The sequence below is a fragment of the Methylocella sp. genome, from assembly GCA_037200525.1.
Classification (GTDB): Bacteria; Pseudomonadota; Alphaproteobacteria; order Rhizobiales; family Beijerinckiaceae; genus Methylocapsa.
This window is the reverse complement of the sequence record JBBCGG010000001.1, coordinates 1,914,047-1,929,001: the sequence shown is the minus strand read 5'-3', so window position 1 is coordinate 1,929,001 and position 14,955 is coordinate 1,914,047. Positions and strand designations below refer to the sequence as shown.

At 58.9% G+C, this 14,955-nt stretch carries 16 protein-coding genes and 1 pseudogene; 9 read left to right on the top strand and 8 right to left on the bottom strand.

Translation table 11 applies throughout. From position 1 onward, the window contains the following. Positions 1-248: 248 nt before the first annotated feature. Positions 249-548, top strand: a complete 300-nt coding sequence (locus WDN46_09315) for a hypothetical protein (GenBank protein MEJ0093619.1) — start codon at positions 249-251, stop codon at positions 546-548. Positions 549-627: 79 nt separating this feature from the next. On the opposite strand, the gene WDN46_09310 is transcribed toward WDN46_09315, so the two are convergent. Continuing rightward, positions 628-1,689, bottom strand: a complete 1,062-nt coding sequence (locus tag WDN46_09310; protein ID MEJ0093618.1) for a cytochrome P450 — start codon at positions 1,687-1,689, stop codon at positions 628-630. A gap of 735 nt (positions 1,690-2,424) precedes the next feature. Here WDN46_09310 and WDN46_09305 point away from each other — a divergent pair. After that, the gene (locus tag WDN46_09305; protein MEJ0093617.1) at positions 2,425-3,633 is read left to right on the top strand and encodes a histidine kinase dimerization/phosphoacceptor domain -containing protein; all 1,209 of its coding nucleotides are present in this window, start codon (positions 2,425-2,427) and stop codon (positions 3,631-3,633) included. Between the two features lie 56 nt (positions 3,634-3,689). After that, entirely contained in the window at positions 3,690-4,058 is a 369-nt protein-coding gene (locus WDN46_09300) for a hypothetical protein (protein MEJ0093616.1), read from the top strand. 149 nt (positions 4,059-4,207) lie between these two features. Here WDN46_09300 and WDN46_09295 read toward each other — a convergent pair whose 3' ends face one another. Further along, positions 4,208-5,266, bottom strand: a complete 1,059-nt coding sequence (locus WDN46_09295) for a hypothetical protein (GenBank protein MEJ0093615.1) — start codon at positions 5,264-5,266, stop codon at positions 4,208-4,210. Between the two features lie 288 nt (positions 5,267-5,554). Continuing rightward, positions 5,555-6,271 carry an MgtC/SapB family protein gene (locus WDN46_09290; GenBank protein MEJ0093614.1) on the bottom strand — a complete coding sequence of 239 codons (717 nt, stop codon included), beginning with the start codon at positions 6,269-6,271 and terminating at the stop codon, positions 5,555-5,557. Positions 6,272-6,628: 357 nt separating this feature from the next. Between WDN46_09290 and WDN46_09285 the strand changes: the two genes are divergently transcribed. After that, complete coding sequence (locus WDN46_09285) at positions 6,629-6,958, top strand: hypothetical protein (protein ID MEJ0093613.1); 330 nt, start codon at positions 6,629-6,631, stop codon at positions 6,956-6,958. 315 nt (positions 6,959-7,273) lie between these two features. Beyond that, positions 7,274-7,486, top strand: a complete 213-nt coding sequence (locus WDN46_09280) for a hypothetical protein (protein MEJ0093612.1) — start codon at positions 7,274-7,276, stop codon at positions 7,484-7,486. Positions 7,487-7,547: 61 nt separating this feature from the next. On the opposite strand, the gene WDN46_09275 is transcribed toward WDN46_09280, so the two are convergent. Together WDN46_09275 and WDN46_09270 are read right to left on the bottom strand one after the other, a co-directional pair. Then, positions 7,548-8,387 (bottom strand): lytic transglycosylase domain-containing protein, encoded by an 840-nt coding sequence (locus WDN46_09275; protein MEJ0093611.1) that lies wholly within the window; start codon positions 8,385-8,387, stop codon positions 7,548-7,550. Positions 8,388-8,799: 412 nt separating this feature from the next. Continuing rightward, entirely contained in the window at positions 8,800-9,072 is a 273-nt protein-coding gene (locus tag WDN46_09270; GenBank protein MEJ0093610.1) for a hypothetical protein, read from the bottom strand. Positions 9,073-9,351: 279 nt separating this feature from the next. Here WDN46_09270 and WDN46_09265 point away from each other — a divergent pair, with 279 nt between their 5' ends. Both WDN46_09265 and WDN46_09260 read left to right on the top strand, forming a co-directional pair. After that, on the top strand, positions 9,352-10,320 hold the full coding sequence (locus WDN46_09265; GenBank protein ID MEJ0093609.1) for a c-type cytochrome: 969 nt from the start codon (positions 9,352-9,354) through the stop codon (positions 10,318-10,320). 134 nt (positions 10,321-10,454) lie between these two features. Continuing rightward, positions 10,455-10,931, top strand: coding sequence for a cupin domain-containing protein (locus WDN46_09260; protein ID MEJ0093608.1), 477 nt, complete (start codon positions 10,455-10,457; stop codon positions 10,929-10,931). A gap of 320 nt (positions 10,932-11,251) precedes the next feature. Here the strand turns inward: WDN46_09260 and WDN46_09255 are convergent, their stop codons facing one another. After that, positions 11,252-11,464 (bottom strand): cold-shock protein, encoded by a 213-nt coding sequence (locus tag WDN46_09255; protein MEJ0093607.1) that lies wholly within the window; start codon positions 11,462-11,464, stop codon positions 11,252-11,254. A 375-nt stretch (positions 11,465-11,839) separates the two neighbouring features. On the opposite strand from WDN46_09255, the gene WDN46_09250 reads away from it, so the two are divergent. Continuing rightward, positions 11,840-12,349: a phosphate-starvation-inducible PsiE family protein gene (locus WDN46_09250; GenBank protein ID MEJ0093606.1), complete on the top strand. Its 510-nt coding sequence runs from the start codon at positions 11,840-11,842 to the stop codon at positions 12,347-12,349. Between the two features lie 194 nt (positions 12,350-12,543). Here WDN46_09250 and WDN46_09245 read toward each other — a convergent pair. Further along, positions 12,544-13,637, bottom strand: a pseudogene (locus WDN46_09245) (NADH:flavin oxidoreductase/NADH oxidase). An 82-nt stretch (positions 13,638-13,719) separates the two neighbouring features. Between WDN46_09245 and WDN46_09240 the strand changes: the two are divergent. Next, positions 13,720-14,100 carry a helix-turn-helix domain-containing protein gene (locus WDN46_09240; GenBank protein ID MEJ0093605.1) on the top strand — a complete coding sequence of 127 codons (381 nt, stop codon included), beginning with the start codon at positions 13,720-13,722 and terminating at the stop codon, positions 14,098-14,100. A 16-nt stretch (positions 14,101-14,116) separates the two neighbouring features. On the opposite strand, the gene WDN46_09235 is transcribed toward WDN46_09240, so the two are convergent. Beyond that, complete coding sequence (locus tag WDN46_09235) at positions 14,117-14,572, bottom strand: hypothetical protein (protein ID MEJ0093604.1); 456 nt, start codon at positions 14,570-14,572, stop codon at positions 14,117-14,119. Between the last annotated feature and the right edge of the window lie 383 nt (positions 14,573-14,955).

Here is a 14,955-nt window from a genome sequence, read left to right as displayed (position 1 = left end):
AAGCTTTCGCCTCTTTAAGGCCCAACGATCGTGTTCCCGTAGCTTCCGACTGAAACGGCTCGTTTCTTGCGGGAGGGACGGGTCCGGTTTTTAGCCGGGTTCGTGATCCATCGGCTGTAACGCGCCGAGCCAAGTCAGGCGCGGTTAGGATCACCAATAAGTCAGAGGTTCGTTCAAAGGGCGGCCCGCACATTCTTTGATGAGGCCGGAGTTCTGAATGGTTGAGAGGCCCGAGTGGAAGGTTAGCAATGGCATATGAAATTAAACGTGAAGACCAGACCGCGATCGAGCCAGGCGATCTAAGCGATGCGGAAGCCGCCCTGATAAGGCTCCTGCGAAGACGCAGAGCTGGATATCATCAACTCACGATCAGCTGGTTTGGTCTACACTGGTGCGTCGAGGCGAACGACCTAAGGGTGAACGCGCCGCGCGGGGTTGGCTATGGCGATTCATTCGAAGAAGCCTGGAGCGCGGTCCCTACAAGGCTGGACAGGCCCGAGCGCCATGCGAGCGATAGGGGGACCGAACGTCCGCGGCGCTTCGCCTAAAAGATTGTGAATCTTTCTTCGCCCGGCAAAGGACCGCAACTCCGTTCAGGGAGCCGCCGTCGCGTGGTCGTAACTTTCATCATGAGGCATGGATCGGCCACTTGACGCTCATGCCGTCAAGGCGGCGGATGCCGACGTGCCCTCTTGGCCGCGGCTCCTCGCCGGCCAACCGAAGTTGCGGGATGCGCGCAGTAAGCGCGGCGAGCCCTTCCTCCAGTTCGGCCTTGGCGAGAGCCTCCCCAATGCATCGATGAGCGCCGCCTCCGAATACGAGAGGCCAACGCTGCTGGTCTGTTCTGCGGATATCAAACGTGTCGGGGTTTCGATAGAGCTCTTGGTCTCGCATCGCCGACATGGTCGAAAGCGTCACCAGTTTTCCGCGTTCAAGAACGCGCCCGTCGATCTCAATGTCTTCAAGCGCGAAGCGAGAGACTGAGGCGACGATCGGCTCGAAACGCAACGCTTCCAATACGGCGCCAGGAATGAGCGCGGGATCGCGACATACCGCGTCCCATTGTTCGAGATGTTGCAGAAGCAATGCAACTTGGATCGCCAGAGCGCCTCGCGTGGTATCGCTGCCGCCGATGATCAGCGACACGATCTGAATCACGATTTCATTTGGCGAAAGGTCGCCGCTCTCATTGGCCGCCGCCAAATAAGAGGTCAGGAAATCGTCTTTTGGAGCTGTGCGGCGCGCCTCCAGAAGTTGATCCGCATAAGCAAACAGTTGTTTTCCGGCGTTCTGCATATCAGGCACGTCTTCTGGCGCGAATGACAGACTGAAAACCCGGGACACGTTATAAACTAGGCTTGTGAAGTGAGGGATGTCCGCTTTCGGCAACCCAAGGATTTCGCTGATGGTATGCGCTGGTAGTTGCGCGGCGTAACAATCCAGTAAGTCGACCTCCCCATCAGCGTACCAGCCGTCGATCAGATCCTCGACAATCTTGCGGATGCGCGGCCGGAAGTCGGCGATGAGGCGGGCCGCAAATGTCGCTGAAAAAGGCGAGCGCCGCCGCCGGTGATCAGGCCCGTTCGACGTGAGCATTCCGTATTTGAAGAGATCGAACAGCGGGCCGTCCAAAATGCCCACAAGTGTTGGAAGCTCCGTCTCCGCTTGTCGCACGCAATGGTCGGTCATTAGTCGTCGAACGTCGCTTGCGCGAAGGACGATGTCGACGCCATCGTTATTCCTGGTGATGAATGGGACCAACGGTCTGTGGCGGCCGAAGACGGCGTGTGGGTCGCTTTCAAGCTCTTCGAGTGAAACAATTACCGATTCTGCCGCCGCGACGGCATTTCGCTCGTCATACATCTCTTTTCCTTTCGGCCGCGGTCTCGTTCCGATCGATGCGATGGCAGGCGGAGCGCTGAATCGTACCCTGTCGGACAGCGATTACGGTCTGATTGCGGGTCGCCGCGGATTGGTTACAGCCGCAATGTCGCAGCGCTTTGGCGAAAAGCGGCGGCGGGCGGGATCGACAAGGTTTCCCTCGGGGCCTAGCGTCGAAACATTGATCCGCTTCGACGGAATCACGTTGATGTGATAATTGTGATACGTTCCGCTATGCGGAAATCACGCCTCCCGCCGCAGTAATCGAGGTCGAGCGATCGCTCGGCCGCATAGGACCGCCGTAAAAGCGGGCCGCGTGGCCGCTGCATTTTGGCTCATTCGGACCTAAGCCTTGGCTTGTACTCCTAAGCGCCGAACGACAAACACAGCGAGGCAAAACTTTGCGCTCGAAGTCGCCCGCGTGTAACATTTGGCCCGATCACCAGTTGCGAACCAAGCTAGGTAAGAACGCCGGAACGAGGCCGCCAAGTCGACTGCGATCTTGCCGAAGCTAAAACTCTAGCCACACGATCGGAACGCCTTATGTGTCCGTCTGATAACGGCGATACGCCGATCGTCGAGCCCACGCCTCAGAGCGATGGCCCCGATCTCGCGCAACGCGCCTTGCAACAGCGTATCCGCCAGCAGGAGATATTGGCCAAGTTAGGGGTCACCGCCCTCCAGGGCGCTTCTTTCGACAGGCTGCTTGCCGATACGGCGCGACTGACGGCCGAAGGTTTGCGCGCTGAATTCTGCAAGGTTCTTGAGCATATTCCATCCGAAAATCGATTTTTGGTTCGCGCTGGCGTTGGTTGGAGCCCCGGCATTGTTGGCGTTGCCAGCGTTGGCGCTGATCTAGCCTCGCCGGCGGGCTTCGCTCTGCGAACCGGCAAGCCTGTGATTTCAAATCATCTCGAAAATGAAGAACGATTCAGAACCCCGGATATTCTTCAGCAGCATGGCATCCACCGTGCAATGAATGTCATCTTGCAGGGCGAAGGAAGACCATTCGGGGTGCTTGAGGTAGACAGCCGATCCGAAGACGAGTTCGAGGAGCATGATTTGGCGTTCTTGCAAGGCGCCGCCAATATTCTCGGCATGGCGATCGAACGAGACCGCCACGAGCGCAGTCTCAAAGCCGCTTTGGAGCGCCAGCAGTTTCTGCTGAAAGAGACGAACCATCGCGTGAAAAACAGTCTCACAATCGTCGCGAGCATGCTTCATCTTCAAGCCCGCGACATTGATGATCCAAATCTCACCCGGCATCTCGACGAGGCCTCAAACCGAGTGGCGGCTGTGGCGAGAGCTCATGATCAGTTGTACCAGGGCTTCGATATCGAGCGGATGGATATCGGGAAGTATATTGAAACAGTGTGCAAGGACTTGGACGCCGGCGTTTCACAATATGACATTCATACTCATGTGGATTACGGGATCGAGATTTCCGCCGATCGCGCGATATCAGCGGCGCTGATCGTCAATGAACTGATCACCAATGCCGTGAAGTACGCATATCAGGGGCAATCAGGCGGCAAGATCTGGGTGACTGTCGCGCGTTTGGAGAATGATAGTTTTTCAATCTCCGTGCGCGACGAGGGAGCCGGCCTGCCGTCGGACTTTGATCCCCGAAAAGCCAAGGGACTGGGAATGAGGATCGTCAGGTCGTTTTCTCAACAATTGAACGGCGCCTTCACATTTCGAACCCACGATCCCGGCGCCGAGTTCATCATCACCATTCCGCGCCAGGGTTGAACCTAACGGCGATTTTCAGAGTTTAGCCGCGGAACCATAATCGGGAGAGGCTTGTCTTGAAACTGCTTTCGAATAAATGGGAAATCAATCCCGCGCGCGCCTTCGCGCGAGCAAGGATCTATGCCGTCGTGATTCTGATATCGACGCCATTCGTTCTCGCTGGACTAATCCCGGTGGATCCAGGCTTTCCGGCGTTGCAGGAGCCTGATTATCTCAGCGCTGTCATTGGCCAGGATGCAGCGATTTGGACGCTGCTGCTTTCGAGCAGCGCATTGATTGCGGCCGCTTTTGGAGCGGCATTCACAATAATGATCGGATGGCGCAGCGACCGGCTCCAGGTAGCCAAACTTAAGCGTGAAATCTACGAGATTCTCCATCCCGAGACGGCGCCGCGACGCGACGACATCGCATCCGAGAGCCTTTGATCGCCGTTGAGGTCCAGACCTCATGAAGCGATGAAGAGACAGGCCGCATAGCATGAGGGGCCATACCTGTGGATATGGCCCCGGCGTACCGTCGCGCATACGGCGACGGTACGCAATTGTAGGAAGCAGTTCCGTGCCGAGGCGGCGGCTCAGTGGGACGTTAGGATGGCGGCGCTGCTAGGCGCGGCGCTTTCGTTAAGTATCTTCAAAAAAAGCTTGCCTGCGGTGCTCTCTATAGCCAGCGCCGCATTATCCGTCCCGGCCACCGTTGCGTCATGGAAGAGATCTGGCGTTGAGGGCGTCAGCATATTGCCCGTTGCTGTGCCCCAAGCGGCCGTACCGTTTGACCTCCACGTCCCGTTAACTGCATCATATTCCTGCCAGTGGACCTTATTTTTTGTGTCTGCCGTCGCCACATCGGCCCAACGATTTCTGCCCTCTCCGTAAGCCACGGCGGCCGGCCCGATGCTGGACGTGACCGAACCGGGAATGGGAGCCCAGCCTGTCGTCGATCCATTGGCGGATTGAATCGTGTATCGAAAATGGCCGGACGCATCGATGAGCGCCAGAAACAGTTCGCCCGGCGAAGACGGAGTGTTCAAGATAGTGGTGACAGCGGTGGAGGAGGTCGTCAGGCCGTTGCCGGGAACCTCGGAGGCCGGAGTCACGCCGGCAAAGTTGGACCCATCGAGAGAGATCTCGAAGATGTGATTGTCTTGTCCCGTAATGATAATCACCAAGAGATTGCCAAGCACTGCGAGGCTGGGGCTCACGTTCGTAAACTTGGATAGCTTGTCGCTAAGCGCTAACCAAGGCGTGAAGCTGCTGGGCGGCGTGAAAATAGAGGTATAAACCCTCCCATCGGTGCCGTGATGAGCCAGAACAAACTGGCCATTGAAAAAAATGGCCCTGGGCGCCGTCTGAGTCGTTGCGGTGATTCCGGTGGTCGGAATCGGCTTCGTGGCTCCGCCATTGAAGCTGAACGACATTGTAAGATCGGCATTCCTCGTGACGACTAAACGGGAGCCGTCCGGCGATTCGGCAACGGCAGGAGTATCGACAGTTGTCGCATCACCGGGGGGTATGGCGGCCCAAGCCGTTTCGTCTATCCCATTGGCATAGGCCGGCGCGGTGACGGTTAATCCGATGAAGGCGAGCGCAGCGAGACGCGCGATCGCGGCGCGTGAAGGTTGAAACGACTTCGTCATTTTTGCCTCAGCAAAACAATAATTAAAGCGCGCTTCGCAAGTTGCGGAATACAATATGCGTGTCGCGGTTACTTATGTCTCCGTATCGTATTGCCGAACGATTTCCAAAATCGCTAATTACGTTACGACCGTCTTATCCACCATTCCTGACTGTTATTTATTGGGAGCGCATCTTCGCAGCGATCTTGGACTCCGCGAGGGCATCTAAGCCAGACCTTCGACAAAGCGATTTCGCTCACGCGTTCAAGGACGCACGGCGCTTCAGGCGCATCGAGATCTTGTCAGGCGTTACTCGGTCGAGCCGGAGGACCAGCTTGCGTAGGAAACAAGCGGCGACTGCTCCACGACCGTGGCGACCGCGTCGAGTTCGGCTGGATCAACTGCGGTGCTGACCAAGGTTGCAACGATTTCGCTGAGATCAGGAGAGCGTTCGAAAATCTCGATCTGACGGATCGGATAGCTCGCGTCTTCAAGCGCTTCGGTCAACAGGTCGCGAACCTCGCCGACGCTTTCGGGTCTTGCAGCGACATGCACTTCATAGATCGCCTCCGACGTCAGCTCGTCGATCGGAGCGCGGTTGATGGCGTTGACGAGTGGCCGCAAGAGCGTGTTGCCGGCGAGCACTACGAGCGTCAGCACGGCAGCCTCCGCCGCAAGCCCGACGCCGCACAACGCGCCCACCGCGGCGGAACACCAAAGCGTCGCGGCTGTGTTCAAACCGGAAATCTGCGCGCCATCTTTCATGATGACGCCGGCGCCGAGAAAACCTATCCCCGATACGACATAGGCGGTGATCTGGGTGGCTCCAGGCTGCCCATTGATACGCACGCCGATGGTGACGAAGGCTGCGGCTCCGACGGCCACCAATACATTGGTGCGGAGTCCGGCGTTGCGCTGACGCCACTGGCGCTCCGCCCCAATCAAAGTCGCCAGCACGAAGGCGATGACGAGGCTGATGCAAAGGTCGAGCAATTTGTCTGCATCGAAATCGCGGATGATGGACACGTTTGGACTCTCGATGTGAACCACTGCGGCCCGCGCCGCCCACGCGACTCATAGCGATTGTCGCAAATCGCCAAGCTCAAAGGAAGTCCGCGGTTTTGGCGGAGGGACGATTCCGAGCGCCCGTCCCTATCGTCTGGACTTTATCCCGATCCCGGCGGCTCTCAACGATGCGCGAAATGCGGTTGCGCAAGCTTGAGCCAAACGGCCCTACGGATGAACTCAATGCGGCGTTGTGTGACCACCGCGCCACACGGGCTGAAATAAGGCATTTTGATGGCCGCTCTTGCCTCAAAGCTGTTGTGAGCTGGCCATAAGGGGGGCAGCTTGAGGCGTTACTTCTGTTACGGAGTCATTTCGATGAGCGACCATCCCCTCCGGCTTTCCGAGCCTTCTCTGGCGCCGCCTCACCCGATGGCCATAACCATCGACGTTACGGAATTCATCGCGCTGCGAACGATCGTCATGGCTTTAGCCACCATAATGGCGGTGGAGTTGGAACAAGCGGGAGGCGCAACGGCCCAATCCTGGATAAATGGCATCGCGGAAATTTGCGCGGACGCCATTTTAGAATCGGAGATGACGGTCCCTGATGGACGCAATGTTGAAAGCATGCGACGCCGAGCGATCGATCACCTGAACGCCATTCTCGGCGGAATAAGATTTCCTTCGGCGTCGCAAGGAAATTAAGGTCTGCCCCATCCTTGGCGCCGCGATGGCGCTATGTGGCGGCGTTTCGCGCCCCTCGACCTAAGCCAGGCATCCCCCTGGCTTTTTTTTCGGAAATAGCTCAGCGAGCGCGCCACCCGCTTCTGCTCGAAGAGCGATTATTTGAGAGGGCGGCGACGTTACCCAACAACCTCCACATTCCATCAAAGTAATTTGCAGTGTGCTTGACTTAAATCTCCGCCTGACCGCATCCTGCATCTTGAGCTAAGATGTAGCGCCGCGATCAACGGACCAAATCGTCGACCATTTGACCTCACTCTGAGCCGAGGCAGTTCTATGACCGAGAGATGGTTCAAGTTCACTGCGATCGGCCGCGAGGACGAATACGGATTCGGCACGATGGAGGAAGCGCTCGAGCTCGGCGGAAGCCGCTGCACGCCCTATCTTTTGGACGACGCCGAAGTCCTCGAACTTGACCTACCCAATCGGCAAGATGAATTGAGGATTCGCGACGCGCTTGCGGCCCGGCGAGACGCGCTTGACCCCTGAATGAAATCGCTACGTTTGCCCGGGCGTCACGACCGTTCGGCCAAGCCGTGGCTGCGTAGGTTCAACTTCGCAGCACCGCGCACGCGCCGCCGATGCGTAGAATCCTTTCGCATAGCGCGTTAGCGGCCGCGCGCGACGCCGCCGGCGCGCGTATCTGATAGTAGGGCTTGAATCCGCGGCTGCGCACAATGCCGCCGATGACCATCGGTTCAACATCGCCAAGAATAGCGGAATAGCTGCTCCGCGCGCGCGCATATGCGCTCAGCGCCGCCGCCTTCGAGAAACTGCCGGCAAGTTGGACGCCCCACGGAGCCGTAAGCGCCGAGCCGGCATAGCGCTCAGGCTCTATGCGGCGAATGATGGCTGCCATTTGCAAGCAGGACAGAGTGGAGGCCATTGCGCTATCGGTTATCGTCGACGCCGCGGCGACGCCGACCCAATCTTCGGCAGGATGCCGCGTGATGGACAAAACGTAACCTCGCGTCTCGGCCGGCAAATCGCCGTGGCCTGCGAGCCAATTTGAAACGCGGGCCGGCCCGGCATTGTAGGCGGCGGCGGCCAGTCCAAGATTGCCGAAACGTTGCTTGAGGTCGTCGAGAAGTTCGGCCGCCTTTGGTATCGCCTCTTCGGGATCAAAAGGATTGGCGAGGCCACGCTCGTCGGCGGTTCGCGGCATGAATTGCGCGATGCCCTGCGCCCCTGCCGAACTGATGCTGTTGGGCCGAAAGCTGCTTTCCTGCCAAATCAGCCGCGTCAGGAATGCGACGGGCAGACCCTGAGATCGCGCCGACGATTCGATGAGACGGCAGACGGATGCATCAATCGATTCATCCTTGTGCGGCGCGGCATCGTCCGGCTCCGCCAAGGCGGAGCAAGCATAAAGGAGGGAAAGCAAGCCCAATGCCTGAAGTATCGACCGCAGCGGCATTGAGATATCTCAACATGCTTTCCATCACGTGACAAGAATCGTAACTCATTCGAACGGGCCGGCTCCCGCAAGGCCATTCAACCCTCTATTGTCTTCGCCGATGCAGCCCGCGCGCGGATCCGAGCGAGATTCATGTTGGCATTCGCAGGGGAGAGCCCCCATCGGACTCGGGAGTTCGACAGGGGCAGCCACAAACCAGCTACCGGACCGCCATCGTTGGACCTCGAAGAAAGGCGGGGCATTCTCTTCGAAGAAGATGGCGAATCGTCCGGCTCTCCGCGCGGGCAAACGCCCGCATCGACCGGGAAATCCGGCCACCCATATTTACGATCGCGCAGCCGATAAAGTTTTGAGCGCTATTCCACATTCCGGCGCCGCGACGAAGCTACCGGGCTTTTTTGATCACTTGGTCCGCCTTGGCGTCGATCTTGCGCTCTTCCGACTTTGACATCCGCCCCGCTTTCACAGCTTGGCTGGCGCGCGCCTTCGCATTGGCCGCGTGGCTCTTGTCCGGCATGGGATAGGCTTTTTTTCCTGGTTCGCCGAATGTCCTATTCGGTAGTTTTGCGCGTTGTTCTGAGTCGAGCTTGGACATTGTTCGCTCCCTCCGTGATGCATTGGCGCTACGGAAAACAAATTGCGCTTTCAATTGTTCCAATACTCATAGAACGCCGCTCACCGTCTTCAGCCCAGCCTCCGATATTCTTGGCGAGGAAGCGGCCCCTCTCCGGCGAGAGAGTGCAGCGGAAATCGCCGAGCTAACCTCGAGCGCCGCGCACATGAATGACAGCCGTAACGCGAAGGGCCGAGGCTGAAACCGCTTCGTCATTAGGGCGCCCATAGTTTTAGTTGGTTAGCGCGCCGCGCGCCGGCGGCGCCCACGGCGGGCAATTCGTCTATCGAACCTCGAGGCGCCCAATATAGTTTGAGGGATAGCATGTCTAATATTATCGGCCTGGCGATATTGATAGTCGCCGCCGCATTGTTGGTCTGGCTAAGCATTCGCGCTTGGCGGCTGAAAAACAGCGCTTTAAAATGGGGTGGCGTGGGCTTGGCGTCTCTGCTGGCTGTAGGCGTTTCGTTGGTAAGCGCGCTCATGATCATCGGGCTGTTTAAGTTGCAAGCCCGCAGCGCCGAGGCTCCAGACATGAAGATTGCCGGCTCCCCCGAGCAAATTCAGCGCGGCGAGGCTATCGCCGATAGCTTCTGCGGCGCTTGCCATTCAAGAACCGGCGCGCTCACCGGCGGCGTCGATTTCGCTAAAGACTTCCCGCAGCCTGTGGGCTCGTTTGTGCCCTCCAACCTCACTCCGGCCGGGCAATTAGTCCACTGGTCAGATGGCGAGATTTTTCGGGCGATCCGCAACGGCGTCGACGCGGATGGGCGCTGGCTGATTTTTATGTCCTACATCAACGCCGGCAAGCTGAGCGACGACGATATACAGGCTCTCATCGCATACATCCGCAGTGTGCCCGCCGCCGGAAAGGCAACCACGAATCCGCCGGACCAGCTCAACCCGTTGGGGGTAGTTATGCTGGGCGCTGGCATGCTGAAGCAAGGTAACCCGGTATTTGCCGGCGTCATCACGGCGCCGCCAAAGGGCCCTACCGCGCAATATGGGGAATATATCTTGTCGTATCAGGATTGTCGCTTATGCCACGGCGCTAATTTGACCGGCGGCGTGGAAGGGCAGCTGGGGCCTGTAGGCCCCGACCTCAATCTTGTAAAAGAGTGGACCCTAGAGGAATTTACCGCCACCCTCCGCACTGGCATCGACCCCGGCGGCCATGAAGTCAGCAAGAAAATGCCGTGGCGTCCCATCGGAAAAATGGACGATGAGGAACTAGCCGCGGTCTACGCATATCTCACTCACATGCCCAGCTCCCAAAGCGCCGCGACAAACTAAACCCATATGGCGAGGGGCGCGCGATGCGCGGAAAGTAAAGCCGGATGAGCGTGACAAAGCCGTCGCAGGCGGTACGATGCGACATGTCTCGCTTTCTCTGGCGGACAGCACTTGCGATGGGAGCATTGACGTTCATGACCAGCACAGGACAGACAGGAACGCTAGGCGCGGCGGCGCCGACGTTGCATTCATCAGCCCAAGTCACTGACGCGCCCGGCAAAGGCCTATTGCCATTGATCAGCCCTCATATGGCCGCCGCTCCCTCGCTCCACCATCTCGACGCTCAGCCAATCGAGCAAGTGTCTCCATTGGTGCAGCGCCAATATCTCCACGGCTCTCAATCCACTTTCACAAAATGGATAATGAAGAAAGGCGCGGTGGTGCCGGTGCATCACCACGCCAATGAGCAGATCACATGGATTGTTGCGGGAGAAGCGGAAGTTTATTCGCAGGGCAAGAAATATGTGATGCGCGCCGGCGACATCATGATCATTCCACCCAACGTTCCGCACGAGTTCACGTTCACCGAGGATACGATCGATATCGATATCTTCTCGCCGCAGCGGCAAGACTGGATAGACGGAACGACAAGCTACTACGCGAAGGAATAGATTGAGGCTGAACCTTCATCCTCGCGGCCCCGCAAGCAACCGACGCGGTGCGCTCAGCCGATCGGTCTTCGATGCCTACAGACATGGACCTCTGATCGCTTGGCGATCGATCGACCCATAAAAATGAAAATGCCCCGCTACCTCAATGGGCTGCGGGGCAAGCAAGGCGCAGGGTGCCCATGAAGAATAGGGCCGCATCGATCCTTCGGGCCGCCAGTACATCCGTGGTCGACCAGGCGGATCGATGCTGACCCAGCGAGCCCATGAAACTAAGCCCTAGAAATCGGGCTCGTAAAATTTCACGGGCTCCGGCGTTGCGATCAGCCCAAAATCTTGAGGTTGTCGGCCGACATCTTGCCGCTCTTGCGGTCGGAGACGAGCTCGAAGCTCACCTTCTGGCCGTCACGCAAGTCGCCGATGCCCGAGCGCTCGACGGCGCTGATATGGACGAACGCATCACTGCCGCCGTCGTCCGGCGCAATGAAACCAAAGCCCTTCTGGGCGTTAAACCATTTCACGGTTCCCGTAGTCACTAGGAAACCCTTTCACAAACAGAGTTATAGCGGGCCCGCCATCGCGGGCAGTCGAAATCGCATTTTTCAGGAGAAGAAGAATGTTAGCGCAATGCTGACGTAATCAGCACAAGGCCCAGTCATCTGGCCATCTATCGACCCAATCAACATGGTCCGAGGCCAGTGAAAATGCAAGGATACTTTATGAATTTCTTCTGAATCGAGAATTTCAACCCCAAAAATGTCGGCTGGATCACCGCCCTCATCTCGCGGCCGCTGGATCGCGCGTTGCGCATGAATGGATTTCGACGAGTTTTTGTGGCTAGGTCGAAAAGCGCCGGGCCTGCGCCCAACCCAGCCGCAAAGCGGCAATCATACAACCGATCTGGGACGGACATGAACAGCGACGAAAACGCGGATGGCGATGGAACAGGCATTGGCGCGGCGGCCAGCCGCGCTTTTCTGAAAATCGAAAATTTTGCCTATATAGCTTTGGGCTTGCTGCTGGCTTTGGCAGCGCTGCTCGGCATAGGCGGCGCCGTGACGTCGCTCTGGAGCGCCGTGCATGAATATGGCGAAGCGGACTCGCTCGTCCTCGCGATCGATCGGCTGCTGTTCGTGCTGATGATCGTTGAGATATTGCACACTGTCCGCGTCTCCTTCCGGTCCGGCGCGCTGGTGTGCGAACCATTCCTGATCGTCGGACTGATCGCCTCGATCCGGCGCGTGTTGGTCATCACGCTGGAGTCCTCGCAGGCTAAGCAGCTCAGCAAATGGACTCCTGACTCGCAGGCATTTCTCAACTCCACGATGCTGGAGCTCAGCGTGCTTGGCGGCCTGATTCTCGTTATGGTAATTTCGATCTTCATGCTCCGCCATAGCAAGCGATCCGCCTCGGAAGCATAGCGAACCAGGGGCCCCAAGAATGCTTGGCGCGACCAGCGACGCTCAGAGACAACTCGTCCGCGTCATCTAATCCCATCGCAGCTTTCACCGTCGAGGCCCGCAATTCCTTGATGACACCCCGCTGGCCCCGGCGATCAGCGCAATGTTCCGAGGCATTGCAGGCTCCGTTAACGACGAATGGCGGCGGCGCTTGCTCAGGCGGCGCGATAACGCTCCAGCCAATAAGCGTATGGGGCCGGAAGCGTCCAGGCCGCCTTATCGACGCCGAGTTCTCGGGCCGCGCGATAGGGCCAATGCGGATTCTCGAGCAGCGGGCGACCCAGCCCCACGAGATCGACTTTGCCTTCTCGGATCAAGGCGTCAGCCTGAGCAGGCTCGCTGATGAACCAACTTGTCGCCGCCGGAATATGCGCCTCGCGGCGGACCCTTTCGGCGATAGGGGCCATGAAGGCCGGCCCCCAAGGAATGGCGGCCGTCGGAGTGGAGAAGCCAACGCTGAGGTCGATTAGGTCGAGCCCGCCGCTTTTGAGACGTCGAACCAGTTCGATCGACTCCTCGAGCTCGCCTTCGCGGCCATCGAATTCCGTGACGCCCAAACGCGCGGCCAGGGGCAAATTTTCCGGCCAAACCGCGCGCACCGCGGCCAGAGTTTCCACCAGGAAGCGGCTGCGGTTCTCGAAATTGCCGCCATAGGCGTCCTCGCGCTTGTTCGACCAGGTCGAGAAAAAGCTCTGGCCCATATAGCCATGCGCAAAGTGCAGCTCCAACCATTCGAAGCCGGCCTCGCGCGCCCTTTTGGCGGCGGCGACGAAATCGCTTCGGACGCGGCGGATGTCATCAAGGCTCATCGCGCGCGGCACGCGCGGCAAATGTGCGCCAAATGCGATCGCCGAAGGCGCGATCGGCTGCCATCCGCGAGGATCGCCTTCGGGAATGTGGTCATCCCCCTCCCAAGGACGGTTGGCGCTGGCCTTGCGGCCGGCATGGCCGATCTGGATGCCGGGCACGGAGCCTCCGGCCTTGATCGCCTTCACCGCGCCGGCGAACGCGCTCGCCTGGGCGTCGGTCCAAAGGCCGGCGCAACCGGGCGTATGCGCCCTTCGGGCGACACCGCCGTCGCCTCGACGATGACGAGGCCCGCGCCGCCGCGGGCGAGACCAGCGAGGTGAGCCAAGTGCCAATCATTGATGATCCCATTTTCCGCGGAATACTGGCACATGGGCGAGACCGCGATGCGGTTCTTCAGCGTGATGTCTTTGAGGGTGAAAGAATCGAATAACGAAGCCATGCGGGGAAAACTTTCCAAAACAATTGCGAAACAGCCAGAGGCCCGATATGTTCTATTATTCGATAAATTACGAACTAACAATATGGGCCGCCATGAAGGACTTCAACGCGTGAGGACGCTGCATCATCCGGATTGCGGAGCCATTGAGCTGACGCGGGTGCTTTACGCGCTGAGCGACCCTGTGCGCTTGGAGATCGTCCGGCAACTCGATCGCGAAGGCGCGCAGACTTGCAACGCTCTCGATGGCGGCCGTCCGAAATCGAGCATGTCGCATCACTTTCGCGTGTTGCGCGACTCCGGCGTCATTCTGACGCGGACGGACGGACCGTCTCACATGAACGAACTCAGGCGCGCGGACCTCGATCGAATGTTTCCAGGCCTCCTCGCCGCAGTGCTTAACGGCGGCGGCGCTTCAAGAAGCTTGGACGGCGAGCGTTCCCGGCCCGCCGCGCCGTCAGACTAAAGGGCCGAACCCGCGGTCACTGACAATAGTCCCAGAACCCGTTCTGCTGGCTGGGGTCGGTATAATACCAGCACATGCCGGGCTGGGGCGGCGGCGGAGCCCAGGACGCCACCGCCGCGGCGGTGAGGAATCCGATGGCGAAACCGGCCGCGATGGCTCCGCCAGGAGCCCAACGATAAGGTCTGACCCAAGCGCGGTAGCCGGGACGGCCGTAGCCAGGGCCAACGAAGCCAGGACGCCCATATCCTGGACGCCCGAAGCCCGGACGACCGTTGGCGGGACGACCGTTGCCGGGGCGCGCCGCCGGGCCATGGCCGTTGGCGACCGGTCCATGATGGGCGTCAGGCTGGGCCTGAACCGTCGTCGGGGCAAGACCGTCAGCCGATCCAGCCCACTGACCGATGGGAGCCGTCGGCATCGCCTGCGCCGGAACTTCGGCGGTGACTAAAAGCGCGGCGGAAAGGCCCGCCATTGCAAAGCGGAATATTGTATTCAGGCGCAAATTCACCTCCGTGAACTTTTGGGAATCGATAGAAGTTCGCTGGAGACTTCGGTCACGGTTCAGGCGAACATTCAACTGGGGCGCAGGCGGCGCGCTATGGCGATTCGCCGACGATCCAAATATGAGAGGACTGGCCAAATATGAGAAGGGCTGAGGGTCATAGAGCTTTCAGCCGTTCTGCGAGCTCTGGAGTCGGACACGCGCTATAGCATGATTCCGAGAAGTTCGAAGACCCTGGCCGGGATCGCGCATTGGAGCCAAAAGCGCATGATCGATTCAATTTCACGTGATCATGCGCAAATGGACGGCTGCGCGGCTCATCAAGACCCGACGCGATCCAGCAAGAGACATTT